Genomic DNA, 26,786 nt, shown 5'->3' on the forward strand with positions numbered 1-26,786 from the left:
TGCGAGGGCGTCTCGTGGGGTGTCAGACACCTTGGGCGTCCCCGCATCTGCACAGCGTTCCGGTGTCTGACACCCGGGTGAGATGAGCGTCAACTTGCGAGGGCATCTCGTGGGGTGTCAGACACCTTGGGCGTCTCCGCATCTGCACAGCGTTCCGGTGTCTGACACCCAGGTGAGATGAGCTTCAACTTGCGAGGGCATCTCGTGGGGTGTCAGACACCTAGCGATCTAGCGCCTGGCGCATGCCACCGCCCCTGGCGCATGCCGCCGCTGCCGGGACACGGGACAAATTACCCCGCGGGCGGCGCGATGCGTCCCAGCACACCCTCGATCATCACGCCGATCGCCAGCACCTTGCGGTCGCCGCCGGGCAGTCCGTCTATCTCCAGTCCCACCGGCAAGCCTTCCGGCGACAAGCCCGCCGGGACGCTCAACCCGGGCAGTCCGGCGTTGCTGCCGGGGTCGACGTTGCGGGCCAGGCGGCTGAAGCTTTCGAAGCTGCTGGCCTCGGGCGTGGCGGCCATCGGCAGGATCGGCAGGGTGGGGAACAGCAGGCCGTCCAGGCCGTGTTCCCGGAAGGCGCGGCGGTAGACGTCGATCAATTCGTCGCGCTGGACGGCGATGACGCGTTCGTACAGCGGTTGCAGCGGCAGGACCTGGCCATCCGGCGTGGGCAGCACCCCGGGCACGATCAGGCCGTCGAAAATGGCTTTGACGTCGGGGCTGGATATCTGCGCCACCACCTCGTCGAAGCTCACGCCCGTGCCGTAGCGCTGCAGGTAAGCGGTCAGGTCGGGCTTTTGCTCATACAGGCACAACGGCATGCCGACCGCGGCGTTGGCGGCCGGCAGGTCGGGCATGTCGATTTCCACCAGATGCACGCCGGCCTCGCGCAGTTTCGCCAGCGCGGCCTCCATGACGCTGCGCACGGAGGGTTCCAGATCGGCCCAGAAATAGCCGGCCAGCCCCAGGCGCACGCCCGCGGGCGGCAGGGGCGCCAGCGCTTGCGCGTCGCCTGCCAGCACGGCGTCCAGCAGCACGATGTCTTCCATGCTGTTGGCGATCGGCCCGGGCGTATCCCGGGTGTGCGAGATGGGGGTGATGCCTGAGCCGTCGTACCGGCCGACCGAAGGCCGGAAGCCCGCGGCGCCGTTGACCGCGGCGGGCAGGCGCACGGAGGCGCCGGTGTCGGTGCCCAGGGCGGCGGGCGTCAGGCGCGCGCCCACGGCCGCGCCGCTGCCCGAGGACGAGCCGCCGGCGATGCGGGTGCTGTCATAGGCGTTGCGCGTGCCGTCGCCGTGCGCGCCGGGGAAGGCGGTGTTGTAGCCGGAGACGCCGAAAGCCAGCTCGTGCATGTGGGTCTTGCCCACGATGACCGCGCCGGCGGCGCGCAGGCGCTCGACGACGGGCGCGTCCTGGGCGGGGCGGAAGTGCTTCAAGGCCGGGGTGCCAGCCGTGTTGGGCAATCCGGCCACGTGGATGTTGTCCTTGATGGCGATGGGCACGCCGCCCAGCGGCGCGGCGGCCTGACTGCTTCGCTGCCCGGCGTCGTAGGCGCGGGCCTTGGCCAGCGCGCCCTCGCGGTCGACGGTGATGAAGGCGTTGAGCACGCCCTCGGCGTCGATGCGGTCCAGGCAGGCTTGGGTCAGCGCCACGCTGGTGAGCCGGCCGTCGCGGATCCGGGCGGCGGCTTCGGTGACGGTCAGGGCCGTCAGGGCGCCGGCGGGGCGGGGCTGGGGCTCGGCGGACAAAGTCTGTTGGGGCGTATCGGGCATGACGCTTCCTCACCGGATGAATGCTGTCGGACCGCCATCTATACAGGGTTCCCGTCGCCGCTGTCGAGCCCGGCCGTCCCGGCCCCCGCCTGCCCGCAACGATGGTTTACCATTTTGATAGTGGTAAACCATGATGGTGGAAATTGGTAAACCACTTATGATTTGGTCTAACCACTTTTAAGATCCATGACACTGCAACTGATCCCCAAACCCGAAGAACCGGCCAGCAGGCCGGTGCCGGACCGCGCCTATGTGCGGCTGGCCGCCCAGATCCAGGCCCTGGTGGCGCAAGGCGAATTCGCCGTCGGCAAGCGTTTGCCGGCCGAACGCGCGCTGGCCGAGCGTTTCGACGTCAGCCGCACCGCGCTGCGCGAAGCCATCATCGCGCTGGAGTTGCAGGGGGTCGTGGAAGTCCGCGGCGGGTCGGGCATCTACGTCTGTGAGCCCAAGCCCGGCATCGCCCGCTTGCCGGCCGCCCAGGAAGCCGGCGCGGGGCCGTTCGAGCTGCTGCGCGCGCGCTGCCTGATCGAATCCGAAATCGCGGCGCTGGCGGCCAAGACCCGCAACGACGCGGACCTGGACCGCATCTTCGAAGCGCTGACGACGATGCGCGAGCAGATGATGGACAAGGCGGCCAATGAAGAGGCCGACCGCCGTTTCCATCTGTATATCGCGCAGTCCACGGGCAACAGCGTGCTGTTGGCCACCGTGACGTCGATGTGGGACCAGGCCCAGGGACCGATCTGGGAAAAGATCGAACAGCATTTCCATACGCAGGAACTGCGCCAGGCGTCGCAGGAAGACCATCAGCGCATTTTCAGCGCGCTGGTGGCCGGCGACGCGCAGGCGGCGAAGCAGGCGATGCGCGCCCACTTGGAGCGCGTGATCGGCGAATTCGCGCAGGGGTGGCGTTGATGCGGTAGCGCGGGGCAGTACGGCAGGCGGCCCTCGGCAGAGCGCGGAAGATAACCGCGCCCCGGATCCGGGCTTTTCAAGTTCAGGAGACAAGCAATGCAACAACAGAACAAGGGGAGCCGCGTGTTGGCCCGGTGGGCGGCGGCTGCGGTGCTGGCGATGTCCCTGCCGGCGGCCGCCCAAGGCGGCGCCGCGGCGGCAAGTCTTCCCGCGCCGGGACAGAGCCCGCGCATCGATGCCATCCGCAAGGCCGGCGAGCTTCGCGTGGGCGTATTGCAGAACGCGCCCTGGCTGATCCAGGACCTGTCCGGCAAAAGCGGCGAAGCCTGGAGCGGCCCCGCCTGGCTGCTGGCCAAGGAATACGCGAAGCAGTTGGGCGTCAAACTGACGGCCGTGCCCGTGTCGCACGAGACCAAGGTGCCGGTGCTGGCCGCCAACCAGGTCGACATGACCATCAGCCCGCTGGCCGAAACGCCCGAGCGCCTGAAGGTGGTGGACTTCGTGCTGTATTCGGCCACCAGCGTCTGCATGTTCGGCCGCGCCGGCAACGACAAGCTGGCCAAGGTCAAGGCGGTCGAGGACCTGAACCAGCCGGACATCACCATCGCGTATTTCACGGGTGGCGCCGAAGAAGCCTGGGTGAAAGAACGTTTCCCCAAGGCTCGGCTGCGCGCCGTCGCCAACTCCGGTGCCACCGCGCCCATCGAAGAGATCATGGCCAGGCGCGCCGACGCGGCGCCGATCAACCGCGTGCCGTGGGTGGGACTGAACCGCAAGGTGCGCGGCCTGGTGGTGTTTCCCGCCGAAGCCAATTGCCAGCAGAGCACGGAAAAGGCCTCGCCGGTGGGCCTGGCCGTCGACAAGAACCAACCCGGCTACCTGGCCTGGCTGCGGCAAGTGGCGGCAACGATGAAGCCCGCGTTGGACGCTGACGAAATGCGCATCATCGAACAGACCCAGTAGGCCGTCCGGCCATTCCCCTTTTCAACCGGCACGCGCCCGGCGCGTGCGGATCTGGCGATACCGCCGGCGCTTGAACACGCCGGTACCGGGCGCGCCGCCATTGGGCGGCAGACGGCCGGGTTCCTCTAGGAGACTATGCATGCAACCCCGATTCCCCTCGCGCCTTCCCGCCGCCCGCCTGTTCCTGTCCGCCGCGCTGTTGGCGGGCGCAGCCGCGGCGCATGCCCAGACGCCGCCCGCGCCCGGCGAAAGTCCCCGCATCGACGCCATCCGCAAGGCGGGCGTGCTGCGGGTCGGCGTGGTCAACAACCCGCCCTGGCTGGTGCAGAACACCACCGGGTCGGGTGAACCCTGGATGGGGTCGTCGTGGCTGCTGGGCAAGGAGTTCGCGCGCTTGCTGGAAGTGAAGATCGTGCCCGTGCAGGTCAGCCACGAGACCAAGGTGCCCGCGCTGATCGCCAACCAGATGGACATCATGATCGGCCCGCTGAACCAGAACGCCGAGCGCGCCAAGATCATCGATTTCGTGACCTTCTCCAACACCAGCGTCTGCATGTTCGGGCTGGCGTCGAATCCGAAATTCACGAACGCCACCAAGGTCGAGGACTTCAACCAGCCCGGCATCACGATGGCCTACTTCTCCGGCGCGGGCGAAGAGCCGCTGGTGTTGCAGAGCTTTCCCAAGGCCAAGCTGCGCGGCGTGACGAATTCGGGTTCGGTCGCGCCGATCGAGGAAGTGCTGGCCGGCCGCTCGGACGTCGCGCCGCTGAACCGCATGCTGTGGCCCAACATCAGCAAGAAGGTCAAGGGCCTTGCCGTGTTCCCCAAAGAGAACGACTGCCAGGACAGCAAGATCTTCGCGATCGACGCGGGCATGGGCGTGGCCAAGGATCAGGCCGTCTATCTGGACTGGCTGCGCAAAGTGGAAGCCCGCATGCATCCGGAACTGGCGGCTGAAGAACTCCGCATGACCCAAACCCTGAAATAAGGCGGCCATCATGTTGAACTGCGCCATTCATGGCGCCCAGGACCTGCGCCTGGACGAACGGCACCCCGAGGCGCTGGGCCCCACGCAAGTGCGGGTGGGCGTCAAGGCCGTGGGCATCTGCGGGTCCGACCTGCACTACTACCGCCACGGGAAAGTGGGCGACTTCGTCATCCGCGAACCGCTGACGCCGGGCCACGAGGCGTCGGGCCAGGTGCTGGAAGTGGGCGCCGCGGTCACCGCCGTCAAGCCGGGCGACCGCGTGGCGCTGGATCCGGCGCGCACCTGCGGCGTGTGCCGCTATTGCCGCCAGGGCGATTCCAACCATTGCGAGGCCGTGTTCTTCTTCGGCAGCGCCAGCCGCTATCCGCACATGCAGGGGGCGATGCGCGAACAGGTGGTGGTGCAGGAAAAGCAGTGCCTGCCGGTGCCGGACAGCCTGCCGTTCGAGCTGGCTGCGTTCGGCGAGCCGCTGGCCGTGGCGCTGCATGCGGTCAAGAGCGCGGGCAGCCTGCTGGGCAAGACGGCGATGGTGGTGGGCGCCGGGCCGATCGGCGCGCTGACCCTGATGGCGGCGCGGCTGGCGGGCGCCAGCCAGGCGATCGCGGTGGACATCGTCGACGAGACGCTGGCCACCTGCGCCCGCGTGGGCGCCACGCGCACCATCAACGCCGCCCGCGATCCCGGCGCCATCGAGGAGCTGGCCGCGGGCAAGGGCTCGGTCGACGTCTGCTTCGAAGCCTCCGGCAACTACGCCGGGCTGGCCAATTGCATTCGCGCGACGCGGCCGCGTGGCGTCATCGTGACGGTGGGCACGCTCAACGGCAGCAGCGATCAATGCCCCTTCAACCAGATCATGGTCAAGAGCCTGTCGGTCATCGGCAGCTTCCGCTTCGTCGACGAATACGCCTGGGCCGTGGACTACCTGAGCCGCGGTGTGCTCGACGTGTCGCCGTTGCTGACGGCCGCGGTGCCGGCCGCCCGCGTGCACGACGCGTTCGCGCTGGCGGCGGACCGCCACCAGGCCATGAAAGTGATGGTGACGTTCTGACAGGCCCCAGTCCCACGGAGACTACATGGATTTCGATTTTTCCCCGCTAGTCGAGAACTGGCGATTCTTCGCCGGTGGCCTCGGCGTCACCGTGGCGCTCAGTGCCGCCACCGCGGTGTCCAGCATTCTGCTGGGCCTGGTGATCGCGCTGCTGCGCCTGTACGGGCCGCGCTGGCTGCGCGTGCTGCTGGTGTTCTACATCGACAGCATGCGCGCCATCCCCGTGCTGGTGGTGCTGGTCTGGATCTACTTCGCCTTCCCGTTGCTGGCCGGCGTGAACTTCGCGCCCTTCTGGGCGGCGCTGGTGGCGCTGACCCTGCACATCGCGGCCTATTCGGCCGAGGTGATCCGCGCCGGCATCGAGTCGGTGCGGCCGGGGCAGATGCGCGCGGGCCTGGCGCTGGGCATGTCGCGCGCCCAGGCGCTGCGCAAGATCATCCTGCCCCAAGCCACCATCCGCATGCTGCCGGCCTTCGGCTCGGTGCTGACGGTGGCCATCAAGGACACCGCCATCGCCACCGTGATCGCGGTGCCCGAACTGATGCACAAGGCCGAGACCATCGCCGGCCAGAGCTACCGGCCCATCGAAGTCTTCACCGCCGTCATCGTGGCGTACTTCGTGATCCTGTTCCCGGTCACCCGCGGCGTGGACCGGCTGTACCAACGCTACGCACACCTGGGGCGCTCATGAACCTGGACTGGGGAATCATCTGGGATTCGCGCGATGCGCTGCTGCAAGGCGCCGCGATGACCATCATGCTGACGGTGGTGACGATGGCGCTTGCCGTGCCCGGCGGCATGGTGCTGGCGTTGATGCGCCTGTCGTCGAACCGGATCGCCAACGGCGTGGCCGTCGCCATCGTGGAGTTCTTCCGCAACCTGCCGCTGATCCTGGTGATCTATTGGGCGTTCTACGTGATGCCGATGGCGCTGGACGTGCAGTTCTCGGCGGTGACCACGGCGCTGGTGGCGCTGGTGCTGAACGTGTCGGCCTACAACTCGGAGACTTTCCGCGCCGGCATCAATTCGATCCGCAAGGGGCAGATGGAGGCAGCGCTGGCGATGGGCATGTCGCGCCGGCAGGCCATGTTCAAGGTGCTGATCCCGCAGGCCGCGCGCCGCATCCTGCCGGTGCTGGCCAGCACCTGGATCTCGCTGTTCAAGGATACGTCGCTGGTGTCGGTGATCGCGGTCAGCGAATTGGCCTACGCCTCGATGCAGGTGCGCGCGCAGAGCTTCCGCGTGCTGGAAATGCTGACCGCGATGGCGGTGATCTATTGGCTGATGGGCTATCCCCAGGCCAAGCTGGTCGACTGGATCCATCGCAAATACGGAGTCAAGGAATGAACGACATGATCTCGGAGCAAGAGCCCGCCACGGCGCGCACGGCGCCGGCCGTGCGCAAGGGCGCGGACCAGCCGCCCGTGCTGGTCTATGAACACGTGCGCAAGGTCTATGGCGACTTCGTGGCGCTGGCCGACGTGTCGCTGCAAGTGAACAAGGGCGAGGTGATGTGCCTGATCGGTCCGTCCGGGTCGGGCAAGTCCACGCTTTTGCGTTGCACCAACGCGCTGGAAAAGCTGGACGGCGGCCGCGTGCTGCTGGACGGCGTGGCGCTGCCGGAATCCGAATCCGAAGTGCGCCGCGTGCGCCAGCGCATGGGCATGGTGTTCCAGAGCTTCGAACTGTTCCCGCACAAATCGGCGCTGGACAACGTGGCGATGGGGCCGATCACGGTGCTGGGCATGGCGCCGGAAGCCGCTCGCGCCCGCGCCATGGCGCTGCTGGAAAAGGTGGGCCTGGCCGCCAAGGCGGGAAACTTCCCCGCCAACCTGTCCGGCGGCCAGCAACAGCGCGTGGCGATCGCCCGCGCGCTGGCGATGGAGCCCGACGTGATGCTGTTCGATGAACCCACGTCGGCGCTGGACCCGGAAACGGTGGGCGAAGTGCTGAACGTGATGAAGAAGCTGGCGCAGGAAGGCATGACGATGATCGTCGTGACCCACGAGATGAGCTTTGCGCGGCGCGTGGCCAATTGGGTGGTGGTGTTCGAGAACGGCGCCATCCTCGAGCAAGGCCCGCCCACGCAGATTTTCGACAACCCGCAAGTCGCCCGCACCCGCGACTTCCTCAGCCACCTGGGCTGGGAAGGCTAGGGCCCGAGCGGGCTCCTTTTTTTCATCGACAAGGCCTAAGACCTTTTCCTGTCTCTACGGAAACCTAAAATGAAAATTACGAACGCGCGCGCGATCGTTTGTTCGCCGGGCCGCAATTTCGTGACGCTGAAAATCGAAACCGACCAGGGGCTGACCGGCATCGGCGACGCCACCCTGAACGGGCGCGAGCTGGCCGTGTCGGCCTACCTGACCGAACACGTCATCCCCTGCCTGATCGGGCGGGATGCGCACCAGATCGAAGACATCTGGCAGTACCTGTACAAGGGCGCGTATTGGCGCCGGGGGCCGGTCACCATGACCGCCATCGCCGCCGTGGACACGGCGCTGTGGGACCTGAAGGCGAAGGCGGCCGGCCTGCCGCTGTATCAGCTTCTGGGCGGCAAGAGCCGCAGCGGCGTGATGGTCTACGGCCACGCCAACGGGTCGGACATCGAGCATACGGTGGACGAAGTGCTGCGCTACGCCGACATGGGCTACCGCGCCATCCGCGCGCAAAGCGGCGTGCCGGGCCTGGACAAGGTCTACGGGGTGGGCCGCGGCAACCTGTTCTACGAACCCGCCGACGCCGACCTGCCCAGCGAGCACGACTGGTCCACCGAGAAGTACCTGCGCCACACGCCGCAACTGTTCGAACGCATCCGCGAGAAGCTGGGCTTCGACCACCACCTGCTGCATGACGTGCACCATCGCCTGACGCCCATCGAAGCCGGACGCCTGGGCAAGTCGCTGGAGCCCTACAACCTGTTCTGGATGGAGGACGCGACGCCCGCCGAAAACCAGGAGGCGTTCCGTCTGATCCGCCAGCACACCACCACCCCGCTGGCCGTGGGCGAGATATTCAATTCGATCTGGGACTGCAAGGACCTGGTGCAGAACCAGTTGATCGACTTCATCCGGACCACCGTGGTGCATGCGGGCGGCATCACGCACCTGCGCCGCATCGCGGACCTGGCCTCGCTGTATCAGGTGCGGACCGGCTGCCACGGCGCCACCGACCTGTCGCCCGTCTGCATGGGCGCGGCGCTGCACTTCGACCTGTGGGTGCCCAACTTCGGCATCCAGGAATACATGCGCCACACGGACGAGACCGATGCCGTCTTCCCGCATGCCTATACGTTCGACCGGGGCATGCTGTATCCGGGCGACGTGCCGGGCCATGGCGTCGACATCGACGAGAAGCTGGCCGCCAAGTATCCGTACAAGCGCGCCTACCTGCCGGTCAACCGCCTGCAGCAGGACGGGACGCTATGGAACTGGTAGCCGCCGGCGCGGCGCGCCTGTCGCCCATGGGCCTGTCCGCGCTGCCGGACGCGGTGGCGCGCCCCGGCTATGACCGGGCCTCCCTGCGCGTGGGCATTGTGCACCTGGGCCTGGGCGCTTTCGCGCGCGCGCACCTGGCCGCCGTCAACGAGGCCGCGCTGCACGCGGGCGCGGACCGCGGCTGGGGTATTTGCGGCGTCTCGCTGCGCCAGGCCGATACGCGCGACGCGCTGGCGCCGCAGGACGGGCTGTACGCCCTGGCTTTGCGCAGCGCCGATGCGGCGGGCCGGCCGCGCCAGCAGGTCGCGGTCATCGGCTGCCTGCTGGAAACCCTTGTCGCGCCGGAGGATCCGCAGGCGGTGCTGGCGCGCATTGCGCATGCGGACACGCGCATCGTCAGTGTCACCGTCACCGAGAAAGGCTATTGCCATGATCCGGCCAGCGGCCGACTGAACCTGGACCATCCGGACATCGTGCACGACCTGGGGCAGCCTTTGGCTCCGCGCAGCACGATCGGGTTCCTTGCATGGGGGTTGCAGCAGCGGCGGGCGGCGGGGCTTGCGCCCGTCACGCTGATGTCGCTGGATAACCTGCCCGGCAACGGCCACCTGTTGCGCGGCATGGTGCTGGCGTTTGCCGAGCAGGTCGATCGCGCGCTGGCCGCATGGATCGCGTCGTCATGCGCGTTTCCGTGTTCGATGGTGGATCGCATCGTGCCCCGCACGACGGACGACGACCGCCGCCAGGTGGCCGACGCGTTGGGCGTGCAGGATGCTTGGCCTGTGCTGGCCGAGCCGTATCTGGAATGGGTGGTGGAAGACCGCTTTGCCGCCGGCAGGCCGGACTGGACGGCGGGCGGCGCGCGCTTCGTGGCCGAGGCCGCGCCCTTCGAAACGCTGAAGCTGCGCATGGTCAACGGCGCGCATTCGGCGCTGGCCTATCTGTCGGTGATGGCCGGCTGGGCCACGGTGGACCAAGCGATGGCCCAGCCTGCGTTGAAAGCCTATCTGGCCGCGCTGATGCAGGACGAGATCGTGCCGACCCTGCCGGCGTTGCCTGGCCTGGACCTGGCGCAGTATCAAGCCCGCTTGTTGCAGCGCTACGAGAACCCGGCGCTCAAGCACCAGACCCGGCAGATCGCGATGGACGGCTCGCAGAAGCTGCCGCAGCGCCTGCTGGACACGGTGTGCGCGCGGCTGGCGGCGGATTTGCCCATACCTGGCCTGGCGCTGGCCGTGGCGGGGTGGCTGCATTTCCTGCGGGGCGTGGACCAGGCCGGACGCCGCTACGAGATCCAGGATCCCCTGGCCGACGTCCTGGCGCGCCAGTACGCGCTGGCGGAACAGGCGGCGCAAGAGGCGGGGGAGGGGCCGGCGGCGATGTTGGCCTGGACCGAATCATTGACGAGTCTTGCGCCGGTGTTCGGAGATCTGGGCCGGGACCCGCGTTTCCTGCGGGCCGTGGCGCAGGCGGCGCAGTCCTTGCGCAGCCAGGGCGTGGCCGGCGCGCTGGCTGCGCTGGCCGCCCCGTCCGCGCCCCGCTGATCCGGGATCGGATCAGCCCGGCTTCTTCACCACGATGGTGGCCGTGTCGCTGGTGAAGGAGCCGTCGTCCTGCACCTCGAAATGCGCGCGCACCACGTCCGGCGCGATACCGAACATGTGGCGCAGCGCCGCCACCAGCGTGTCCGGCGTGCGCATGCGCGTCACCCAGGACTGGAATTCCAGGGGCAGGCGGCGCGGGACCAGGCCTTGCAGGGTGAAGCCGGCCTCGGTCAGCATGCGGGTCCATTCGGCGACGGAATAGTCGCGCACGTGCGAGGTGTCGCGCAGCACCTCGATCGTCTGCAGCCAGGTGTCCAGCAGCGGCTCGCCGGGCGAGACCACGTCGGCGAACACGGCGGTGCCGCCGGGCTTGAGTACGCGGAACGCTTCGCGCAGACCGCGCCCGGCGTCCTGCCAGTGGTGCGTGGAATAGCGCGACATCACCAGGTCGAATTCGCCGTCGCCGAACGGCAGGTATTCGGCCTTGCCCTGACAGGTGGCCAGGTTGGCGAGCCCGCGCTTGGCGGCTTCGCCGGCGACCACGTCCAGCATCTGCTGCGACAGGTCGTAGGCGGTCACGTGCTTGACCTGGGGCGCGACGTGAAAGCTCACGTGGCCGCCGCCGCAGCCCAGGTCCAGCAGCCGGGCGCCGGGGTGCTGGCCGGCGATGCCCGCCATTTGCAGCAGGTCTTCGCCCTGGGCGTGGACGGCGCTGGTCAGGTAGGCGGAGGCGCGCGGGCTGAACTGGCGGTCGACGGCGTCGTCGTGCGTGCTGGCGGTCATGGGAATCCTTTGGGTGCGAGGGCGGATAAAGGGCGGGCCGCTCGGAACAAGCGGCGCAGGCGCTAAGATAGGCGGGCCGCTATACACGTACAAGCCCATTCCTGATCCTGGTATGACTACTTCCCCCCAGGCCGGCGCCGCCGGCCACGAAGGTTCCCGCGTGCGCCGCCAGGCGCTGGGCGAGTTCGTGCGCAGCGCGCGATCCCGCATCACGCCCCGTATGGCCGGCCTGCCCGAAGGCATGCGCCGCCGCACGCCGGGGCTGAGGCGCGAAGAAGTCGCGCAGCTTTGCGGCATCAGCGTGACCTGGTACACCTGGATCGAACAGGGGCGGGAGGTCTCGGTATCGCCTTCGGTCTGGTCGCGGATCGCGGGCGTGCTGCAACTGGCCCGCGCCGAGCGCGCCTATCTGTTCGACCTGGCCGATTGCGCCGATCCGCAGCACGCCCGCGACGACGGGGGCGGCGTGCCGGGATCGCTGCAGGAATGCGTGAACGCCATCGATGCGCCCGCCTACGTGCTGGACCGCGCCTGGAACGTGCTGGCCTACAACGAGCCGCTGCGCGACCTGTTCGACGATTGGCCCAGGCGCGACGCCGAACCCAACCTGCTGCGCTACATCTTCCTGGATCCGGCCGCGCGCGAACTGGTGGTGGACTGGGACCAGCGCGCCCGCCGCGTGGTGGCGGAATTCCGGGCCGATGCCGGCGCGCACCTGGACGAGCCGGCGGTGCTTGCGCTGCTGGACAACCTGAGCCGGCAAAGCCCGGTGTTCGCCCACTGGTGGACGCGCCACGCGGTGGTGGAACGCGAAGGCGGCCTGCGCGAGTTCCAGCACCCGCTGCGCGGCAAGCTCGCCTACCAGCAGATCACGTTCCGCCTGGCGACGCATCCGGACCTGAAGCTGGTGATGTTGCTGGGAGGGGGCGCGTAGCCGGGGGCGCGTAGCCGGGGGCGCGTAGCCGGGGGCGCGCGGCGCTTCAGGCCGCGCCGTCGTCGAACAGCCCACCCTGCAAGCCTGCCTCCACCAATCCCAGCAGCAGCTTTTTCACGGGAGCGGGCAGGGCCGTCGAGGCCAGCTTGTCGGCGGGCACCCAGCGTTCCGGCAGCGCGGATTCGCGCAGGCCGGCCGCGCGCACCGGCACGAGCCAGGGCCGGATGTGCAGGCGGTAATGGGTGAAGGTGTGGGCGAAGGCGGCCAGTTCGAAGCGCTGCTCGGGCTCCAGGCCCAGCGCGCGGGAGGCGCTGTCCGGGTCCTGGGCCGTGTCGAATTCGGGCAGGCTCCACAGCCCGCCCCAGATGCCGGGCTCGGGCCGCTGCTGCAACAGGAACGCGCCCTGGTGGCGCAGCACCAGCATACAGGTCTCGCGTTCCGGGATGGCCTTGCGCGCCTTCGGCGTGGGCAGCTCCGCCTGGCGGCCCTCCCGCCTGGCCACGCAACTGTCCGCCACCGGGCACTTGCCGCAGGCGGGCTTGCCGCGCGTGCAGAGGGTGGCGCCCAGGTCCATCAGCCCTTGCGTATAGGCGGCCATGTCCAGGTCCGGCGCGGCCTCGACCTGCGCGTCCGCCAGCGCCCACAGCCGCTGCTCGATCTCGCGCTTGCCCGGGTCGCCCGCGATGCCGAAGTGGCGGGTGAACACGCGCTTGACGTTGCCGTCCAGGATGGGGGAACGTTCGCCGTAGGCGAACGCCGCGATCGCGGCGGCGGTGGAGCGGCCAATGCCGGGCAGCGTGGCGATGGCTTCGGCCGTGGGCGGGAAGCGGCCGTTCCAGTCGCGGGCGATCTCCTGTGCGCAGCGATGCAGGTTGCGGGCGCGGGCGTAATAGCCCAGGCCGGCCCAGTAGGGCATCACATCTTCCTGCGCGGCGGCGGCCAGCGCGGCCACGTCCGGGAAGCGCTGGAGGAAGCGTTCGTAATAGGGAATGACGGTCGCGACCTGGGTCTGTTGCAGCATGATCTCGGACAGCCAGATCCGATAGGGGTCCCGGGTGTTCTGCCAGGGAAGATCGTGGCGGCCATGCTGGCGCTGCCAGTCGACGATGCGTGGGGCGAAGTCCATGGAGGCAATTATCGCATCGCCCTATTGCCCGGGGTGGGGGTAGCGGTTACAACCAAGTAAAACAGAAGCGCGCCAGCGCCCGGAATTCACGTCCCCTGCTCGCCCGCGCGCGCTTCAAGAGGGTGTCGCGCGAAGCCGGCGGGGGTTCCAGGATCCCTCGGAGCAGACATGAACGCCCCTCTCTCGCCCGCGCTGCGCGCGGCGCTCGAATCCGTCCAGTTGGACGACAAGTACACCCTGGAATCCGGCCGAGCCTGGATGAGCGGCATCCACGCCCTGGTGCGCCTGCCCATGATGCAGCGCGCGCGCGACCTGCGGGCGGGGCTGAATACGGCGGGTTTCGTGTCCGGCTACCGCGGCTCTCCGCTGGGCGGGGTCGACCAGAACATGTGGAAGGCGGCCAAGTTCCTGAAGGCGCACCACGTCGAGTTCCAGCCCGGCATCAACGAAGACCTGGCCGCCACCGCAGTGTGGGGCTCGCAGCAGGTCAACCTGTTCCCGGGCGCCAAGTACGACGGCGTGTTCGGCATGTGGTACGGCAAGGGGCCCGGCGTGGACCGCTGCGGCGACGTCTTCAAACACGCCAACGCCGCCGGCACCTCGCGCCACGGCGGCGTGCTGGTGGTGGCGGGCGACGACCATCCGGCCAAGTCGTCCACGCTGCCGCACCAGAGCGACCACATCCTCAAGGCCTGCATGATCCCGGCGCTGTTTCCGTCGAGTGTCCAGGAGGTGCTGGACTACGGGCTGCACGGCTGGGCGATGAGCCGCTACGCGGGCGTCTGGGTGGGCATGAAGTGCATTACCGACATCGTCGAGGTTTCCGCCTCGGTGGACGTGGACCCGCAGCGCGTGCGGATCCTGCTGCCCGACGACTTCCAGCCGCCGGCCGACGGCCTGAACATCCGGCTGCCGGACACTCCGCTGCAGCAGGAGGCCCGCCTGCTGGACTACAAGCTCTACGCCGCGCTGGCCTACGCCCGCGCCAACCGGCTCAACCAGGAATTGTGGGACGTGCCGCAGCGCGACGCGCGCTTCGGCATCATGACCTCCGGCAAGGCTTACCTGGACACGCGCCAGGCGCTGTCCGACCTGGGCCTGTCCGAGGCCGTCTGCCGGCGCATCGGCCTGCGCCTGTTCAAGGTGGGCATGGTCTGGCCGCTGGAGTCCGCCGGCACGCAGCGCTTCGCGGAAGGCCTGGACGAGATCCTGGTCGTCGAGGAAAAGCGCCAGGTGCTGGAATACCAGTTGAAGGAAGAGCTGTTCAGTTGGATCGGCAGCGGCAAGAAGATCCCGCGGGTGGTCGGCAAGTTCGACGACAAGGACGGCGGCGAATGGTCGGTGCCCCAGGGCAATTGGCTGCTGCCGGCGCATTACGAGTTCTCGCCCGCCATGGTCGCGCGCGCGATCGCCGGGCGGCTGCTGCGCTTCGAGCTGCCCGAGGACGTGCGCGCCGGCATCGAGGCGCGCCTGGTCTTCATCGCCGAACGCGAGCAGGCGCTGGCGCGCCCGCGCGTCGTCGAAGAGCGCAAGCCCTGGTTCTGTTCGGGCTGTCCGCACAATACCTCGACGCGCCTGCCGGAGGGGTCGCGCGGAATGGCGGGCATCGGCTGCCACTACATGGTCAGGTGGATGGACCGCAGCACGGACGTCTTTACGCAGATGGGCGGCGAAGGCGTGCCCTGGGTGGGCCAGGCGCCGTTCACCGAGGAAAAGCACGTGTTCGCCAACCTGGGCGACGGCACGTATTTCCATTCGGGCCTGCTGGCGATACGGGCGGCGGTGGCGGCCAAGGTGCCCATCACCTACAAGATCCTGTTCAACGACGCCGTGGCGATGACGGGCGGGCAGCCGGTGGACGGCCCGCTCAGCGTGCCGATGATCAGCCGCCAGATGGCGGCCGAAGGCATCGAGAAAATCGTCGTGGTGACGGACGAGCCCGGGAAGTACAAGCATGCCGAAGGCCTGGCGCCGGGCGTGCCGGTGCGCCACCGCGACGAACTCGACGCGGTGATGCGGGAATTGCGCGAACATCCCGCGGTGTCGGTGCTGATCTATGACCAGACCTGCGCCACCGAGAAGCGCCGCCGCCGCAAGCGCAACGCCTACCCGGACCCGGCGCGCCGCGTCGTCATCAATGAACGCGTCTGCGAAGGCTGCGGCGATTGCTCGCGGCAGTCGCACTGCCTGTCGGTGGAACCGCTGGACACGGAGTTCGGCCGCAAGCGCACGATCAACCAGTCCAGTTGCAACAAGGACTTCTCCTGTCTGAAGGGCTTTTGCCCCAGCTTCGTGACGGTGGAGGGCGGCAAGCTGAAGAAGCCGCGCGCCCTGGCGCAGGACGGCGCCATCGACGAGGGCGTGCCGCACCCTGCCTTGCGCGGGCTGGAGCAGCCCTATGGCGTGTTCATCGCCGGGGTGGGCGGCACGGGCGTGGTCACCATCGGCCAGTTGCTCGGCATGGCGGCCCACCTGGAGGGCAAGGGCTGTTCGGTGCTGGACATGGCGGGCCTGGCGCAGAAGGGTGGCGCGGTGTATTCGCACGTGGTGCTGGCGCAGACGCCGGACCACCTGATGAACACCCGGGTCGCCATGGGCGAAGCCGACCTGCTGCTGGCCGGCGACCTGGTCGTGGCCACCAGCATGGAAGCCATGGCGCGGCTGCGGCCGGGCCGCACGCGGGCCCTGCTGAACAGCGACACCGCGCCCACCGCGGCGTTCGTCGGCAATCCCGACTGGACGCTGCCGGGCGCCGACCTGACGGCGGACCTGCGGGCCGCCTGCGGCAAGGACAACCTCGACACCGTGGATGCCGCCGCCCTGGCCGTGGGCCTGCTGGGCGACGCGATCTACGCCAACCCGCTGATGATGGGCTATGCCTACCAGAAGGGCTGGATCCCGCTGTCCCAGGATGCGCTGCTGCGCGCCATCGAACTGAACGGCCAGCAGGTGCCGAACAATATCGCGGCCTTCGCCTGGGGCCGCCGCGCGGCCCACGACCTGGCGGGCGTGAACCGGCTGCTGGCCAACGGCGGCGCGCCGTCCGGGCCTCCCGAAGGCATTATCGAACTCAAGCGCCCGCGCGCGCCCAGTCCGGTGGTGGCCCTGAAGCGGCCCGCGGGCGAACTGGAGCAACTGGTATCGGTGCGCAAGGCGTTCCTGGCCGACTACCAGAACGCGGCCTACGCCAAGCAGTACGCCGACCTGGTGGACAAGGTGGCGCGCGCCGAGCGCGAGGCCACGGGCACGAACCGGCTGGCGCTGGCGGTGGCGCGCGGCTACTTCAAACTGATGGCCTACAAGGACGAATACGAGGTGGCGCGGCTGTATACGGACGGCGAGTTCCTCAAGCGGGTGGGCGAGCAGTTCGAAGGCGACTGGAAGCTGCATTTCCACCTGGCTCCGCCCCTATTCGCGCGGCGGGACAAGGCGGGCCACCTGGTCAAGCGCAGCTACGGCCCCGGCATGCTGCGCGTCTTCCGCCTGCTGGCCAGGCTGCGCGGTTTGCGCGGGTCAAGGCTGGATGTCTTCGGCTACACCGCGGAGCGCCGCGCCGAGCGCGAGCTGATACGCGAGTACCGGGAGACGCTGACGGCGATCCTGTCCAAGCTGAACCGGGGCAACCTGGACCGCGCCGTGGCCCTGGCCTGCCTGCCGGAAGAGATCCGGGGCTACGGGCACGTGAAGGAAGCCGCGATGGAAAAGGCCGTGGCCCGCCGGGAAGAACTGCTGAAGGAATTCAGCGCGACGGTGGTGCCGATAGGAGGGGTGCGGGTGGCTTGAGGCGGGGAAGGCATCCGAGACACCTGGATGCCTAGTGTCTGACACCCGTACGAGTTGCCGGTATGGATTGCAGAGGTGCGGCCGGGTGTCTGACACCCTCGGGGGGAAGGCGTTGCTGCCCATGATGGGTGTCTGACACCCGGGAAGCGTTGCCTCAAGCCTGTATCGTCTTGCCGTACGGGTGTCAGACACCTGACCGCCTAGTGTCTGACACCCGTACGAGATGCGGGTACGGATTGCAGAGGTGTTGCCGGGTGTCTGACACCCTCGGGGGGAAGGCGTTGCTGCCCATGATCGGTGTCTGACACCCGGGAAGCGTTGCCTCAAGCTCGTATCGTCTTGCCGTAGGGGTGTCAGACACCTGACCGATCGTCTTGCCGTACGGGTGTCAGACACCTGACCGCGCATATTGGCGGGCAGTCTCACGCTCCCGCATTCGCGGACCAGCCCTTGGACAGTTCCACGGCCTGCCGCCACCGCTTCATGCGGGCGTCGCGCACCGATTCGGGCCAGGTCGGTTCGAAGGTGCGTTCCGCCTGCCACTTCGAGGCGAACTCGTCCTGGCCGGACCAGAAGCCCACCGCCAGGCCGGCCAGGCCGGCGGCGCCCAGCGCGGTGGATTCGGGCACGCGCGGGCGCACGACGGGCACGCCCAGCAGGTCCGCCTGCATCTGCATCAGCAGGTCGTTGCGGGCCGCGCCGCCGTCCACGCGCAGTTCGGTCAGCGCGATGCCGCTGTCGGCGTTCATGCAGGTGAGCAGTTCGGCGCTTTGCAGGGCGATGGATTCGAGCGTGGCGCGGGCGATGTGGGCGCGCGTGGTGCCGCGGGTCAGGCCCACCAGGGTGCCCCGCGCATAGGGATCCCAGTGCGGCGCGCCCAGGCCGGCGAAGGCCGGGACCATGAACACGTCGTCCGTGCTGGACACGCTGGCGGCCAGGGATTCGATTTCTTCGGAACGCTGGATGATGCCCAGGCCGTCGCGCAGCCATTGCACCGCCGCGCCCGCCACGAACACGCCGCCTTCCAGCATGTAGGTGGGCTGCCAGCCGGCGGCGCCGGCCCGGGGCAGGCCCCAGCCGACGGTGGACAGCAGGTTGTTTTTCGATCGCACCGGCTGGTCGCCGACGTTCATCAGCATGAAGCAGCCGGTGCCGTAGGTGTTCTTGGCCATGCCGGGCGCAAAGCACGCCTGGCCGAAGGTGGCGGCCTGCTGGTCGCCCGCCACGCCCGCGATGGGGATGGCGCCGCCCAGCCATTCGGGCAGGGCCTCGCCCACCACCGCGCTGCTGGGCGCGATGCGGGGCAGCACGCTGCGCGGGATCTTGAGCAGGGCCAGGATCTCGTCGCTCCAGTCCTGGGTGTGCAGGTCGAACAGCATGGTGCGGGAGGCGTTGCTGGGGTCGGTGCTGTGCACCGCGCCGCCGGTCAACTGCCAGATCAGCCAGGTATCGACGGTGCCGAAGGCCAGTTCGCCGCGTTCGGCCATCTGGCGGGCGCCGGGCACGTGGTCCAGCAGCCAGGCGAGCTTGGTGCCCGAGAAATAGGCGTCCAGCACCAGGCCGGTCCGCGATTGCAGGAAATCGGCGTGGCCGTCCTGGCGCAGTTGGTCGCACAGGGGCGCCGTGCGGCGGTCCTGCCAGACCACGGCGCGGGCCAGCGGCCGGCCGGTGGCGCGTTCCCAGATCAGAGTGGTTTCGCGCTGGTTGGTGATGCCGATGGCGGCGATGTCGGCGGCGGTCGCGCCGGCGTTGCGCAGGGCTTCGCGGGCCACGTCCAGTTGGCTGTGCCAGATTTCGGTGGCGTCGTGCTCGACCCAGCCCGGCCGCGGGTAGTGCTGGCGGAATTCACGCTGGCCGACGCCGCGCACGACGCTATCCCGGTCGAATACGATGGCTCGGGAGCTGGTGGTCCCCTGGTCCAGGGCTAGGACAAATTCATTCGTCGTCACTTTGTTTCGCGCCGTTCAAATGTGCCCCGGCCAGAGGGTCGAGGCGTCCAAAGGAGAAGGTCGAAGCCATGCACAGCAAGCCGACGACGATGAAGCCCGCGACGACGTCCCGTATCGCCAACGTCTCGGCGCCGCGCAAAGCCATGCTGATGTTCAGCGTGACCGCGGCCACGCCCACGCCCAGGCTGATGCCGAGCTGCTGCGCCATGGCGGCGAAGCTGCTGGCGCGGCTCATCTTGGACGGGGGAATGTCGGCATAGGTTAGCGTATTTACTCCGGTGAATTGCAGCGAACGGAAAAAACCGCCGACCAGCAGGATGGCGATCATCAGCCAGACCGGGGTCTGGGGCGTGAAGGCGCCGCAGATCACGATGAACGCCCCGGCCAGCAGGGCGTTCACGGTCAGGACGCGGCGGAAGCCGAAATACCGCACGATGGGGGTGGCGACGAATTTCATCAGCAGCGCGCCGGCGGCGCTGGCGAACGTGATCAGGCCGGCCGAAAACGGCGACAGGCCGAACCCCACCTGCAGCAGCATGGCCAGCAGGAAGGGCGTGGCCCCCACGGCGAAGCGGCACAGGTTGCCGCCCAGCGTGGCGATGGCGAAAGTGGGGATCCGCATCAGGGACAGGTCGATGATGGGGTGCTCCGCGCGCCGGGCATGCCGGCCGTAGAGGAAGCCGCAGGCGGCGCCCGTGGCGATCAGGCCCAGCAGCATCGGCAGCGGCATGACGTCGCGGCCGATGGCCTCGAAGCCGCTGACCAGCGTCGCCAGGCAGATGGCGCTGAGCAGGAAGCCCGGCCAGTCCAGGCTGGGGGCGCCTTCCTCGCGGATTTCGGCCACGTAGCGCAGCACCAGGAAAATGCCCAGGACCCCGATGGGGATATTGATCAGGAAGATCCAGTGCCAGGACATGTAGGTGACCATGAAGCCGCCCAGGGGCGGCCCGATCACCGGCCCCAGCAGGGCGGGGATGGACAGGAAGGACATGGCCTTCAGCAGGTCCTGCTTGGGCACCGTGCGCAGCAGGATGATCCGCCCCACGGGCACCATCATCGCGCCCGCCATCCCCTGGACGATCCGGGCGACGACCAGTTGCGGCAGGTCCTGGGACAGGGCGCAGGCCACGGAACTGAGAGTGAACAGGCCGATGGCGGCCACGAACACGCGCCGCGCGCCGTAGCGGTCGGCCGCCCAGCCGCTGACGGGCACGAACACGGCCACGGACAGCAGGTAGGAGGTAATGGCCACGTTCAGCCGGACCGGGGTGGATCCCAGGGCCCGCGCCATTGCCGGCAGGGCGGTGGCGACCACCGTGGCGTCCAGCATCTGCATGAACAGGGCACAGCCGACGATGAAGGGGATCATGCGCGCCGCGCGCACCGCTTCCGGGGTGGGGGACGGAGCGGGATGGGCTGCTGCTGCGGATTCTGCGGACATGGCGGGAGGCGGCGTTGGGTGCCGTCAGATTGTAACGCCGGGGGGAGGGCCGTCGTGAAGTAAACTCCCCTCATCCGAAACCCATTGAAATTGGTGCCATGGCGACCAACTACGAATCCGAGATCACCCAGTTCCTGAAAGACTTCAAGCAATCGCATCCTGGCACCGAAGAACGCCAGCGCGAAGGCCGCGCGCGCCTTTGGGACAAACCGCAGGACTCGGAACTGCTGGAAGGCTTCCGCGCGGCCCGCGTGCCGCAAAAGCCGTACGTCTACCAGGCCGACTGAGCCCCTTGCGGCAACCATGGCCCCAAACGCTTGCCTCCCGGGCGACGCCCTGGCCGCGCTAGTGGAACCGCCTGTCGACAGCACGCCCGACACGGTTGACAGCGTGGCCTTCGCTCGCCTCTACGGCGAGCCGCTGTTCCAGATGCCGACGGATCTGTACATTCCGCCGGATGCGCTGGAAATCTTCCTGGAAGCGTTCGAAGGCCCGCTCGACCTGCTGCTCTACCTGATCCGCAAGCAGAACTTCAACGTGCTGGACATCCCCATGGCGGATGTCACGCGGCAGTACCTGTCCTACGTCGAGCAGATCCGCATCCACAATCTGGAGCTGGCCGCCGAGTACCTGCTGATGGCGGCGATGCTCATCGAGATCAAGTCGCGGATGCTGCTGCCGGTCAAGAAGACCGACACCGGCGAAGAGCCCGAAGACCCCCGCGCCGAACTGGTGCGCCGCCTGCTCGAGTACGAACAGATGAAGCTGGCGGCCCAGAAGCTGGACGCGATGCCGCAGTTGGGCCGCGACTTCGTCAGCAGCCAGGCGGTGGCCGACCTGAGCGTGGAACGCATGCTGCCGGAAGTCAGCGTGGACGACCTGCGCGCGGCCTGGGCCGACATCATGAAGCGGGCCAAGCTGAACCAGCACCATCACATCACGCGCGAACAACTGTCCGTGCGCGATCACATGACGCACATCCTGCGGCGCCTGAACGACGTGCGCTTCATGGAATTCGGCGACCTGTTCATGGAGCGCGTCCGCGAAGGCGCGCCCGCGGCGGTGGTCGTCGTGCATTTCATCGCCATGCTGGAGCTGGCCCGCGAATCCCTGCTGGAGATCACGCAGGCGGAGCCCTATGCGCCCATCTACGTCCGCCTGGCGTATACCAGCGTGGCGGCGGTCGCGGCCTGACCCTGGCCGGGCCCAGGAACGCAAACAATCCCCGGAGAGTCCCCTTGAAAGTCGTACACACCATCCAGGAATTGCGCGATCACCTGCGCGGACAGAATCGCGTGTCGTTCGTGCCCACGATGGGCAACCTGCACGAAGGCCACCTGGCGCTGATGAAGCTGGCGCGCCAGCACGGCGACCCGGTGGTGGCCAGCATCTTCGTGAACCGGCTGCAGTTCGGCCCCAACGAGGACTTCGACCAGTATCCCCGCACCCTGGCCGCCGACATCGAAAAGCTCGAACGGGAACGCGACGTCTACGTGCTGTTCGCGCCGAACGAGCGCGAAATGTACCCGGAGCCGCAGAACTACCGCGTGCAGCCGCCCGACGACCTGGGCGACATCCTCGAGGGCGAGTTCCGCCCGGGCTTCTTCGAAGGCGTCAGCACCGTGGTGCTGAAGCTGTTTTCCTGCGTGCAGCCGCGCGTGGCCGTCTTCGGCAAGAAGGACTACCAACAGTTGATGGTGGTGCGCAACATGTGCCGCCAGTTCCAGTTGCCGGTGGACGTGCTGGCGCATGAAACCGTGCGCGCCGACGACGGCCTGGCGCTGTCTTCCCGCAACCGCTACCTGAGCGATGCCGACCGCGCCGAGGCGCCCGCGCTGTACGCCGAACTGCAACGCGTGGGCCAGCGCCTGGCGCAGGGCGAGCGCGACGCCGCCGCCCTGGAGCGCGAAGCGGTCGAAACCCTGGCCCGGCGCGGCTGGCAGGTGGACTACGTGGCCCTGCGCCGCCAGCGCGACCTGAAGCGCCCCGAAGCCGCCGACCTGCAGGCCGGCGAGCCGCTGGTGGTATTGGCGGCCGCCAAGCTGGGCAGCACCCGCCTGATCGACAACCTGGAACTGGCCTACACGGCCTGACGCCGCGCCAGGGGGAGGGCATTTATGTCCTTCCCTGGCAGAATTGCCAGCTTCCGGCGGCCCGCGCGGCCGGGCAGACTCAATGCAATCGCACATTGCAGGAGAGCCGCCCGATGCAAGCCCCCCGTCCCGACCTGGAAGCCGCCCTGTCTTCCCTGACTCCCCGCGAACGGCAGATCGTTGCCTACGTGGCGGCCGGCCGTCCGAACAAGGTCATCGCCATCGACCTGGACATTTCGCTGCGCACCGTCGAAGCCCACCGCGCCCGCATCTTCGCCAAGCTGCATGCCCGCAACGCCATGCAACTGGCCTGCCGGTTGTGCGCGCACGGGCGTTCGGGCGCCTCGCCCGTGCTGGGCTGCGGCCGCCCGGAAGCAGGCCCGCCCGCTTCGGCTCCCACGCTGCATGAGCCGCCGCCGTCCGACTACGGCCCGTCCCCGGCAGGGCCCGGCACGGGGGCATGACGCCCGTCCCTGGCCCGAGGCCGCGGCCCGCGCGCCCGGCCGGGAACCGCCCGCCCAAAAGCATCGGGCCTGGCGAACGGGGCGTTCGCCAGGCCCGGGGCCCAGGCATTGGATTCGCGGCGGCGGTCAGCGGCCGGATCCGGGCATTACGGACACTTGGGCGCGCCCGCCTTGGCCAGTTCGTCGATCGGGTCCAGGTCGGGCTGGCGGGTCAGGTTGTAGTTCAGGTTGGGCGTCTGGCCGCCGATGGACCGCACGCGCAGCACATTGTTGGCCGCCACCAGGAATTCCACTCGGACATTGCCCTGGCCGTCCATCAGGATGACGCGCGGCGGGCGTTCGTCGGTGGCGTCCCAGCAGCCTTGTTCGGCAACCGGGGGGCCCTTCTTGGGGTCGTCGTCGAGGTAGGCCGTGCGGCCGCGCCAGCGGCCGTTGGGCGCCAGCGTCAGCGTCACGCGCTGCGCCGTGCATTGCATGGCGGGCGAGAAGCAAGGCAGCGTGCCCATATAGGTTTGCGGCTGCGGCACCAGGCTGAGCGCCGCGGCATTGGGCGCGGGGGCGGGCGCGGCAGCGGCCGCGCTGGAGCCGCCGCCGGTGTCTTCCGGCACGGCCTGGCCGTCTTCGGTGATCTGGCCCGTGGCGGCGGCCTGCTGGGCCTGGTTCTGCGGCTTGCGCGCATCGGGCTTGAGCGCGATCTGCACCTGCGACGGCGCGCGGATGACGCTGCGGTAGGCGGCGCCCGAACCCTGGTACTGCGCATCGGTCACGGTGCTTTCCACCGGGGGGTCGTAATAGCCTTCCGCCTTCTGCTGGGCGCAGCCTGCCGCGCCCAGTGCGGTGCCCGCCAGCAGGAGCCCCATGACGCTGAATTTGCGGGAACGGGTAACGATGTCGACGCGCGCGGCCATGGCAGCTTATCCGTGAATTGAGTCTGTCTCCGATTTTACGCACTTATGCGAAGATTCGATACGTTCCCTTAGCCGCTCTTGGGCGTAGTCCGCACTTTATGCACAAATTACGACACGGCCGCCGGCCCGTCCTCCATTGCGTCCTCGGCCTTGCGGGCGTTGCGGCGACGCGCCCGCGCCGTCCTCGCGGATGACGGCGATGCGGCATGCCTTCGATCTGCCCCCGGGCCTGTTCATCGCCCTGGCGGCGCTGGCGGGACTTGCCGTCGGCAATTGGCTGACGGTCCTGACCCATCGGCTGCCGCGCATGATGGAACAGGAGTGGCAGGCGCAATGCCAGGAGGCGGCCGGCAAGGCGCGGCCCGCGACCCGCTACGGCCTGTGGTCGCCGGCCTCGCATTGCCCCGCCTGTGCCGCCGCCGTGTCCGGCTGGCGGCGCCTGCCCGTGCTGGGCTGGCTGTTGCTGCGGGGCCGCTGCGCCGCCTGCGGGGCGGCGATAGGCTGGCGCTACCCCGCCATCGAACTATTGACCTGCGCGCTGTTCGCCGCCTGCGCCTGGCGCTTCGGCGCGACGCCCCTGGCCCTGTGCGCCATGGGCCTGTCGGCCGCGCTGGTGGCGCTGGCCTGGATCGACTTCGAATCCACACTGCTGCCCGACGCGCTGACGCAGCCGCTGCTGTGGGCGGGCCTGCTGGTCAATCTTTCGGGCGCCTTCGCCGATCTGCGCATGGCGGTGGCCGGCGCGGTGGCGGGCTACGTCTTCCTGTGGGTTATCTTTCATGTATTCCGCCTGCTGACCGGGCGCGAGGGCATGGGCTACGGCGACTTCAAGCTGCTGGCGGCCCTGGGCGCATGGTTCGGCGTCGAGGCCCTGCCGATGCTGCTGCTGAGCGCGTCGTTGCTGGGCGTGCTGATCGGCGGCGCGCTGACGCTCAGCGGGCGCGCCCGCCGCGGGCAGCCGCTGCCTTTCGGCCCCTACCTGGCGCTGGCGGGCATCGTGACGCTGCTGGCGGGTGGCCCGCAGGGGCTCTGGGCATGGTTGGGCTAGCGCGGCCGGCAGGCGCCGGGCGCGCGCCATCGGGAAACACGGGATGAGCGGTATGTTCAAGATCGGGCTGACGGGCGGTATCGGATCGGGCAAGACCCGCGTGGCGGACATGCTCGCGGAATGGGGCGCCACGCTCGTGGACACCGACGAGATCGCGCGCATGCTGACCGCCGCGAACGGCGCCGCCATGCCGGCGATCGAGCGCGAATTCGGTCCGCGGGCGCTGGCTCCCGACGGCGCGCTGGACCGCGCATGGATGCGCGAGCAGGCCTTTTCCGATCCGCGGGTGCGCCAGCGGCTGGAGGCCGTCCTGCACCCCATCATCGGCCAGGAGACCGAACGCCAGGCCGGCGCCGCCACCGGCGCGTATCTGGTCTTCGTCGTGCCGCTCTTGGTGGAGTCCCTGCCGCGCTGGCGTCCGCGCCTGGACCGCATCTGCGTGGTGGATTGCGATCCCGACACGCAGGTGGCCCGGGTGCGTTCGCGCAGCGGGCTGACGGAGCCCGCCATCCGGCGTATCATGGCGGCACAGGCTGCGCGGGCAAGCCGGTTGGAAGCCGCCGACGACGTCATCGTCAACGACGGCGCAACGTCGCCGGAACAATTGCGCGCGCAGGCGAAGACCCTGCATGACCGCTGGCTTGCGCTGGCGACCACGACGGGCCGGCATGCCCTGGGCCGGCACCCCTGAATAACATTGGCGAGCCGGCCAACCATCGATGGGCCTGTAAAAAAGCGTGATTGTTTACGAATACCCCTTCAATGAGCGCATCCGCGCTTACCTGCGGCTGGAATACCTGTTCGACAGGCTGTTTTTCTTTGCTCGCGAGGGGGATTCACGCCAGCACCAGGTCGCCGTCACCTCCCTGTTCGATCTTCTCGACGCCTGCGAGCGCACCGACGTCAAGGGCGCGCTCCTGCAGGACCTGGAACGCCAGCGCCTGGCGCTGGTCGGCCTGCGCGACCATCCCGGCGTGGCGCAGGATGCGCTGGAAACGATGCTGCGCGAACTGGAAAAGTCCGCCGGCGCGCTGGCCGCGCCCGGCAAGACCGGCCAGTCCCTGCGCGAAAACGAATGGCTGACCAGCCTGCGAGGGCGCCTGTCCGTGCCGGGCAGCGCCACGCAGGTCGACATGCCCTCGTACTTCGCCTGGCAGAACAAATCCGAGGCGGCCCGCTGCGCGGACCTGCAATCCTGGGTGGCGCCGTTCCTTCCCCTTTACGACGGCCTGACCCTGGCGCTGCGCCTGCTGCGCGAGGCCGGCCGCAAGGCCGACATCGTGGGGGAACAGGGCGCCTACCAGCAGATGCTGGGCGGCAAGCAGTTCCAGTTGCTGCGGGTGTGGCTGGATCCCGCCCAGGGCGTGTTTCCCGAGATCAGCGCCAATAAGTACATGATCTGGATACGTTTTTCCACCCAGGACGGCGAATTCAAGCCCCAGCAGGTCGCGCGCGACGTGCCTTTCCAGATGACCCTTTGCAGTTCGTAGGATGGGTGCAGCGCGAGAGTTCTTGAGAAAGAACCCGGTTGCCCAGCGCGCGTAACCCATCAGGCGGCGCCAGCCGCCGTTTTTCGCGGCAAGCGCA

The 26,786-nt window shown here is 68.7% G+C and carries 24 protein-coding genes; 18 read left to right on the plus strand and 6 right to left on the minus strand.

Going from position 1 to position 26,786, the window contains the following annotated elements; translation table 11 throughout:
- Positions 1-290: 290 nt before the first annotated feature.
- On the minus strand, positions 291-1,775 hold the full coding sequence (gene iaaH / locus AVE30378_RS14250; RefSeq protein ID WP_244235044.1) for an indoleacetamide hydrolase: 1,485 nt from the start codon (positions 1,773-1,775) through the stop codon (positions 291-293).
- A 186-nt stretch (positions 1,776-1,961) separates the two neighbouring features.
- Here iaaH and AVE30378_RS14255 point away from each other — a divergent pair, with 186 nt between their 5' ends.
- The 9 genes from AVE30378_RS14255 to AVE30378_RS14295 all read left to right on the plus strand — a co-directional run bounded on the left by AVE30378_RS14255 (position 1,962) and on the right by AVE30378_RS14295 (position 10,670).
- On the plus strand, positions 1,962-2,690 hold the full coding sequence (locus AVE30378_RS14255) for a FadR/GntR family transcriptional regulator (protein ID WP_129241527.1): 729 nt from the start codon (positions 1,962-1,964) through the stop codon (positions 2,688-2,690).
- 96 nt (positions 2,691-2,786) lie between these two features.
- Positions 2,787-3,653, plus strand: a complete 867-nt coding sequence (locus AVE30378_RS14260) for a substrate-binding periplasmic protein (RefSeq protein ID WP_129241528.1) — start codon at positions 2,787-2,789, stop codon at positions 3,651-3,653.
- A gap of 139 nt (positions 3,654-3,792) precedes the next feature.
- Positions 3,793-4,641 carry a transporter substrate-binding domain-containing protein gene (locus AVE30378_RS14265; RefSeq protein ID WP_129241529.1) on the plus strand — a complete coding sequence of 283 codons (849 nt, stop codon included), beginning with the start codon at positions 3,793-3,795 and terminating at the stop codon, positions 4,639-4,641.
- A 10-nt stretch (positions 4,642-4,651) separates the two neighbouring features.
- Entirely contained in the window at positions 4,652-5,689 is a 1,038-nt protein-coding gene (locus AVE30378_RS14270; protein WP_129241530.1) for an L-idonate 5-dehydrogenase, read from the plus strand.
- Positions 5,690-5,714: 25 nt separating this feature from the next.
- Positions 5,715-6,380 (plus strand): amino acid ABC transporter permease, encoded by a 666-nt coding sequence (locus tag AVE30378_RS14275; protein ID WP_129241531.1) that lies wholly within the window; start codon positions 5,715-5,717, stop codon positions 6,378-6,380.
- Complete coding sequence (locus AVE30378_RS14280) at positions 6,377-7,036, plus strand: amino acid ABC transporter permease (RefSeq protein ID WP_129241532.1); 660 nt, start codon at positions 6,377-6,379, stop codon at positions 7,034-7,036. The genes AVE30378_RS14275 and AVE30378_RS14280 overlap by 4 nt, the downstream gene beginning before the upstream one ends.
- Positions 7,033-7,845: an amino acid ABC transporter ATP-binding protein gene (locus tag AVE30378_RS14285; RefSeq protein WP_129241533.1), complete on the plus strand. Its 813-nt coding sequence runs from the start codon at positions 7,033-7,035 to the stop codon at positions 7,843-7,845. The genes AVE30378_RS14280 and AVE30378_RS14285 overlap by 4 nt, the downstream gene beginning before the upstream one ends.
- 69 nt (positions 7,846-7,914) lie before the next feature.
- Positions 7,915-9,126, plus strand: coding sequence for a D-mannonate dehydratase ManD (manD, locus tag AVE30378_RS14290; protein WP_129241534.1), 1,212 nt, complete (start codon positions 7,915-7,917; stop codon positions 9,124-9,126).
- Positions 9,114-10,670 (plus strand): mannitol dehydrogenase family protein, encoded by a 1,557-nt coding sequence (locus AVE30378_RS14295; RefSeq protein ID WP_129241535.1) that lies wholly within the window; start codon positions 9,114-9,116, stop codon positions 10,668-10,670. The genes manD and AVE30378_RS14295 overlap by 13 nt, the downstream gene beginning before the upstream one ends.
- Positions 10,671-10,682: 12 nt before the next feature.
- On the opposite strand, the gene AVE30378_RS14300 is transcribed toward AVE30378_RS14295, so the two are convergent.
- Positions 10,683-11,453, minus strand: coding sequence for a class I SAM-dependent methyltransferase (locus AVE30378_RS14300; RefSeq protein ID WP_129241536.1), 771 nt, complete (start codon positions 11,451-11,453; stop codon positions 10,683-10,685).
- Positions 11,454-11,565: 112 nt separating this feature from the next.
- On the opposite strand from AVE30378_RS14300, the gene AVE30378_RS14305 reads away from it, so the two are divergent.
- On the plus strand, positions 11,566-12,387 hold the full coding sequence (locus AVE30378_RS14305) for a helix-turn-helix transcriptional regulator (RefSeq protein ID WP_129241537.1): 822 nt from the start codon (positions 11,566-11,568) through the stop codon (positions 12,385-12,387).
- A 46-nt stretch (positions 12,388-12,433) separates the two neighbouring features.
- Here the strand turns inward: AVE30378_RS14305 and mutY are convergent, their stop codons facing one another.
- The gene (gene mutY / locus AVE30378_RS14310; protein WP_165360188.1) at positions 12,434-13,513 is read right to left on the minus strand and encodes an A/G-specific adenine glycosylase; all 1,080 of its coding nucleotides are present in this window, start codon (positions 13,511-13,513) and stop codon (positions 12,434-12,436) included.
- A 168-nt stretch (positions 13,514-13,681) separates the two neighbouring features.
- On the opposite strand from mutY, the gene AVE30378_RS14315 reads away from it, so the two are divergent.
- Positions 13,682-17,296 (plus strand): indolepyruvate ferredoxin oxidoreductase family protein, encoded by a 3,615-nt coding sequence (locus AVE30378_RS14315; protein WP_129241539.1) that lies wholly within the window; start codon positions 13,682-13,684, stop codon positions 17,294-17,296.
- A 422-nt stretch (positions 17,297-17,718) separates the two neighbouring features.
- Here AVE30378_RS14315 and glpK read toward each other — a convergent pair whose 3' ends face one another.
- Positions 17,719-19,245, minus strand: a complete 1,527-nt coding sequence (glpK, locus tag AVE30378_RS14320; RefSeq protein WP_129241540.1) for a glycerol kinase GlpK — start codon at positions 19,243-19,245, stop codon at positions 17,719-17,721.
- A complete protein-coding gene (locus AVE30378_RS14325; RefSeq protein ID WP_129241541.1) occupies positions 19,232-20,686 on the minus strand; it encodes a DHA2 family efflux MFS transporter permease subunit in 1,455 nt (484 codons plus the stop codon). Before AVE30378_RS14325 ends, glpK begins: the two co-directional genes overlap by 14 nt.
- A gap of 98 nt (positions 20,687-20,784) precedes the next feature.
- Here AVE30378_RS14325 and AVE30378_RS14330 point away from each other — a divergent pair, with 98 nt between their 5' ends.
- From AVE30378_RS14330 to AVE30378_RS14345, 4 genes are all read left to right on the plus strand, one after another.
- Positions 20,785-20,973 (plus strand): DUF3460 family protein, encoded by a 189-nt coding sequence (locus AVE30378_RS14330; protein WP_129241542.1) that lies wholly within the window; start codon positions 20,785-20,787, stop codon positions 20,971-20,973.
- Positions 20,974-20,989: 16 nt separating this feature from the next.
- Entirely contained in the window at positions 20,990-21,880 is an 891-nt protein-coding gene (locus tag AVE30378_RS14335; protein ID WP_129241543.1) for a segregation and condensation protein A, read from the plus strand.
- A 44-nt stretch (positions 21,881-21,924) separates the two neighbouring features.
- The gene (panC, locus tag AVE30378_RS14340) at positions 21,925-22,779 is read left to right on the plus strand and encodes a pantoate--beta-alanine ligase (protein ID WP_129241544.1); all 855 of its coding nucleotides are present in this window, start codon (positions 21,925-21,927) and stop codon (positions 22,777-22,779) included.
- 113 nt (positions 22,780-22,892) lie between these two features.
- Positions 22,893-23,243 (plus strand): response regulator transcription factor, encoded by a 351-nt coding sequence (locus tag AVE30378_RS14345; protein WP_244235045.1) that lies wholly within the window; start codon positions 22,893-22,895, stop codon positions 23,241-23,243.
- Positions 23,244-23,389: 146 nt separating this feature from the next.
- Here the strand turns inward: AVE30378_RS14345 and AVE30378_RS14350 are convergent, their stop codons facing one another.
- Positions 23,390-24,151: a copper resistance protein NlpE N-terminal domain-containing protein gene (locus tag AVE30378_RS14350; RefSeq protein WP_129241545.1), complete on the minus strand. Its 762-nt coding sequence runs from the start codon at positions 24,149-24,151 to the stop codon at positions 23,390-23,392.
- A gap of 199 nt (positions 24,152-24,350) precedes the next feature.
- Here AVE30378_RS14350 and AVE30378_RS14355 point away from each other — a divergent pair, with 199 nt between their 5' ends.
- From AVE30378_RS14355 to zapD, 3 genes are read left to right on the plus strand one after another with little or no spacing between them, the layout of a single operon-like run.
- On the plus strand, positions 24,351-25,199 hold the full coding sequence (locus AVE30378_RS14355) for a prepilin peptidase (protein ID WP_165360189.1): 849 nt from the start codon (positions 24,351-24,353) through the stop codon (positions 25,197-25,199).
- Between the two features lie 52 nt (positions 25,200-25,251).
- Positions 25,252-25,890, plus strand: a complete 639-nt coding sequence (gene coaE, locus AVE30378_RS14360) for a dephospho-CoA kinase (protein ID WP_129241611.1) — start codon at positions 25,252-25,254, stop codon at positions 25,888-25,890.
- Positions 25,891-25,936: 46 nt separating this feature from the next.
- Positions 25,937-26,689 carry a cell division protein ZapD gene (gene zapD / locus AVE30378_RS14365; protein ID WP_129241547.1) on the plus strand — a complete coding sequence of 251 codons (753 nt, stop codon included), beginning with the start codon at positions 25,937-25,939 and terminating at the stop codon, positions 26,687-26,689.
- Positions 26,690-26,786: the final 97 nt, after the last annotated feature.

It is taken from the genome of Achromobacter veterisilvae (genome assembly GCF_900496975.1).
In the GTDB taxonomy this organism is placed as follows: Bacteria; Pseudomonadota; Gammaproteobacteria; order Burkholderiales; family Burkholderiaceae_B; genus Achromobacter; species Achromobacter veterisilvae.

Bases quoted from the DNA above. Each gene is read 5' to 3' on its own strand.
- AVE30378_RS14325 (WP_129241541.1), bottom strand. From the start codon at position 20,686: ATGTCCGCAGAATCCGCAGCAGCAGCCCATCCCGCTCCGTCCCCCACC.
- AVE30378_RS14280 (WP_129241532.1), top strand. From the start codon at position 6,377: ATGAACCTGGACTGGGGAATCATCTGGGATTCGCGCGATGCGCTGCTG.
- AVE30378_RS14345 (WP_244235045.1), top strand. From the start codon at position 22,893: ATGCAAGCCCCCCGTCCCGACCTGGAAGCCGCCCTGTCTTCCCTGACT.
- AVE30378_RS14330 (WP_129241542.1), top strand. From the start codon at position 20,785: ATGGCGACCAACTACGAATCCGAGATCACCCAGTTCCTGAAAGACTTC.
- AVE30378_RS14305 (WP_129241537.1), top strand. From the start codon at position 11,566: ATGACTACTTCCCCCCAGGCCGGCGCCGCCGGCCACGAAGGTTCCCGC.
- AVE30378_RS14300 (WP_129241536.1), bottom strand. From the start codon at position 11,453: ATGACCGCCAGCACGCACGACGACGCCGTCGACCGCCAGTTCAGCCCG.
- AVE30378_RS14315 (WP_129241539.1), top strand. From the start codon at position 13,682: ATGAACGCCCCTCTCTCGCCCGCGCTGCGCGCGGCGCTCGAATCCGTC.
- AVE30378_RS14275 (WP_129241531.1), top strand. From the start codon at position 5,715: ATGGATTTCGATTTTTCCCCGCTAGTCGAGAACTGGCGATTCTTCGCC.
- AVE30378_RS14255 (WP_129241527.1), top strand. From the start codon at position 1,962: ATGACACTGCAACTGATCCCCAAACCCGAAGAACCGGCCAGCAGGCCG.
- AVE30378_RS14265 (WP_129241529.1), top strand. From the start codon at position 3,793: ATGCAACCCCGATTCCCCTCGCGCCTTCCCGCCGCCCGCCTGTTCCTG.
- AVE30378_RS14335 (WP_129241543.1), top strand. From the start codon at position 20,990: ATGGCCCCAAACGCTTGCCTCCCGGGCGACGCCCTGGCCGCGCTAGTG.
- AVE30378_RS14295 (WP_129241535.1), top strand. From the start codon at position 9,114: ATGGAACTGGTAGCCGCCGGCGCGGCGCGCCTGTCGCCCATGGGCCTG.
- mutY (WP_165360188.1), bottom strand. From the start codon at position 13,513: ATGGACTTCGCCCCACGCATCGTCGACTGGCAGCGCCAGCATGGCCGC.
- AVE30378_RS14260 (WP_129241528.1), top strand. From the start codon at position 2,787: ATGCAACAACAGAACAAGGGGAGCCGCGTGTTGGCCCGGTGGGCGGCG.
- AVE30378_RS14285 (WP_129241533.1), top strand. From the start codon at position 7,033: ATGAACGACATGATCTCGGAGCAAGAGCCCGCCACGGCGCGCACGGCG.
- iaaH (WP_244235044.1), bottom strand. From the start codon at position 1,775: ATGCCCGATACGCCCCAACAGACTTTGTCCGCCGAGCCCCAGCCCCGC.
- manD (WP_129241534.1), top strand. From the start codon at position 7,915: ATGAAAATTACGAACGCGCGCGCGATCGTTTGTTCGCCGGGCCGCAAT.
- AVE30378_RS14350 (WP_129241545.1), bottom strand. From the start codon at position 24,151: ATGGCCGCGCGCGTCGACATCGTTACCCGTTCCCGCAAATTCAGCGTC.
- AVE30378_RS14270 (WP_129241530.1), top strand. From the start codon at position 4,652: ATGTTGAACTGCGCCATTCATGGCGCCCAGGACCTGCGCCTGGACGAA.
- AVE30378_RS14355 (WP_165360189.1), top strand. From the start codon at position 24,351: ATGCGGCATGCCTTCGATCTGCCCCCGGGCCTGTTCATCGCCCTGGCG.
- coaE (WP_129241611.1), top strand. From the start codon at position 25,252: ATGTTCAAGATCGGGCTGACGGGCGGTATCGGATCGGGCAAGACCCGC.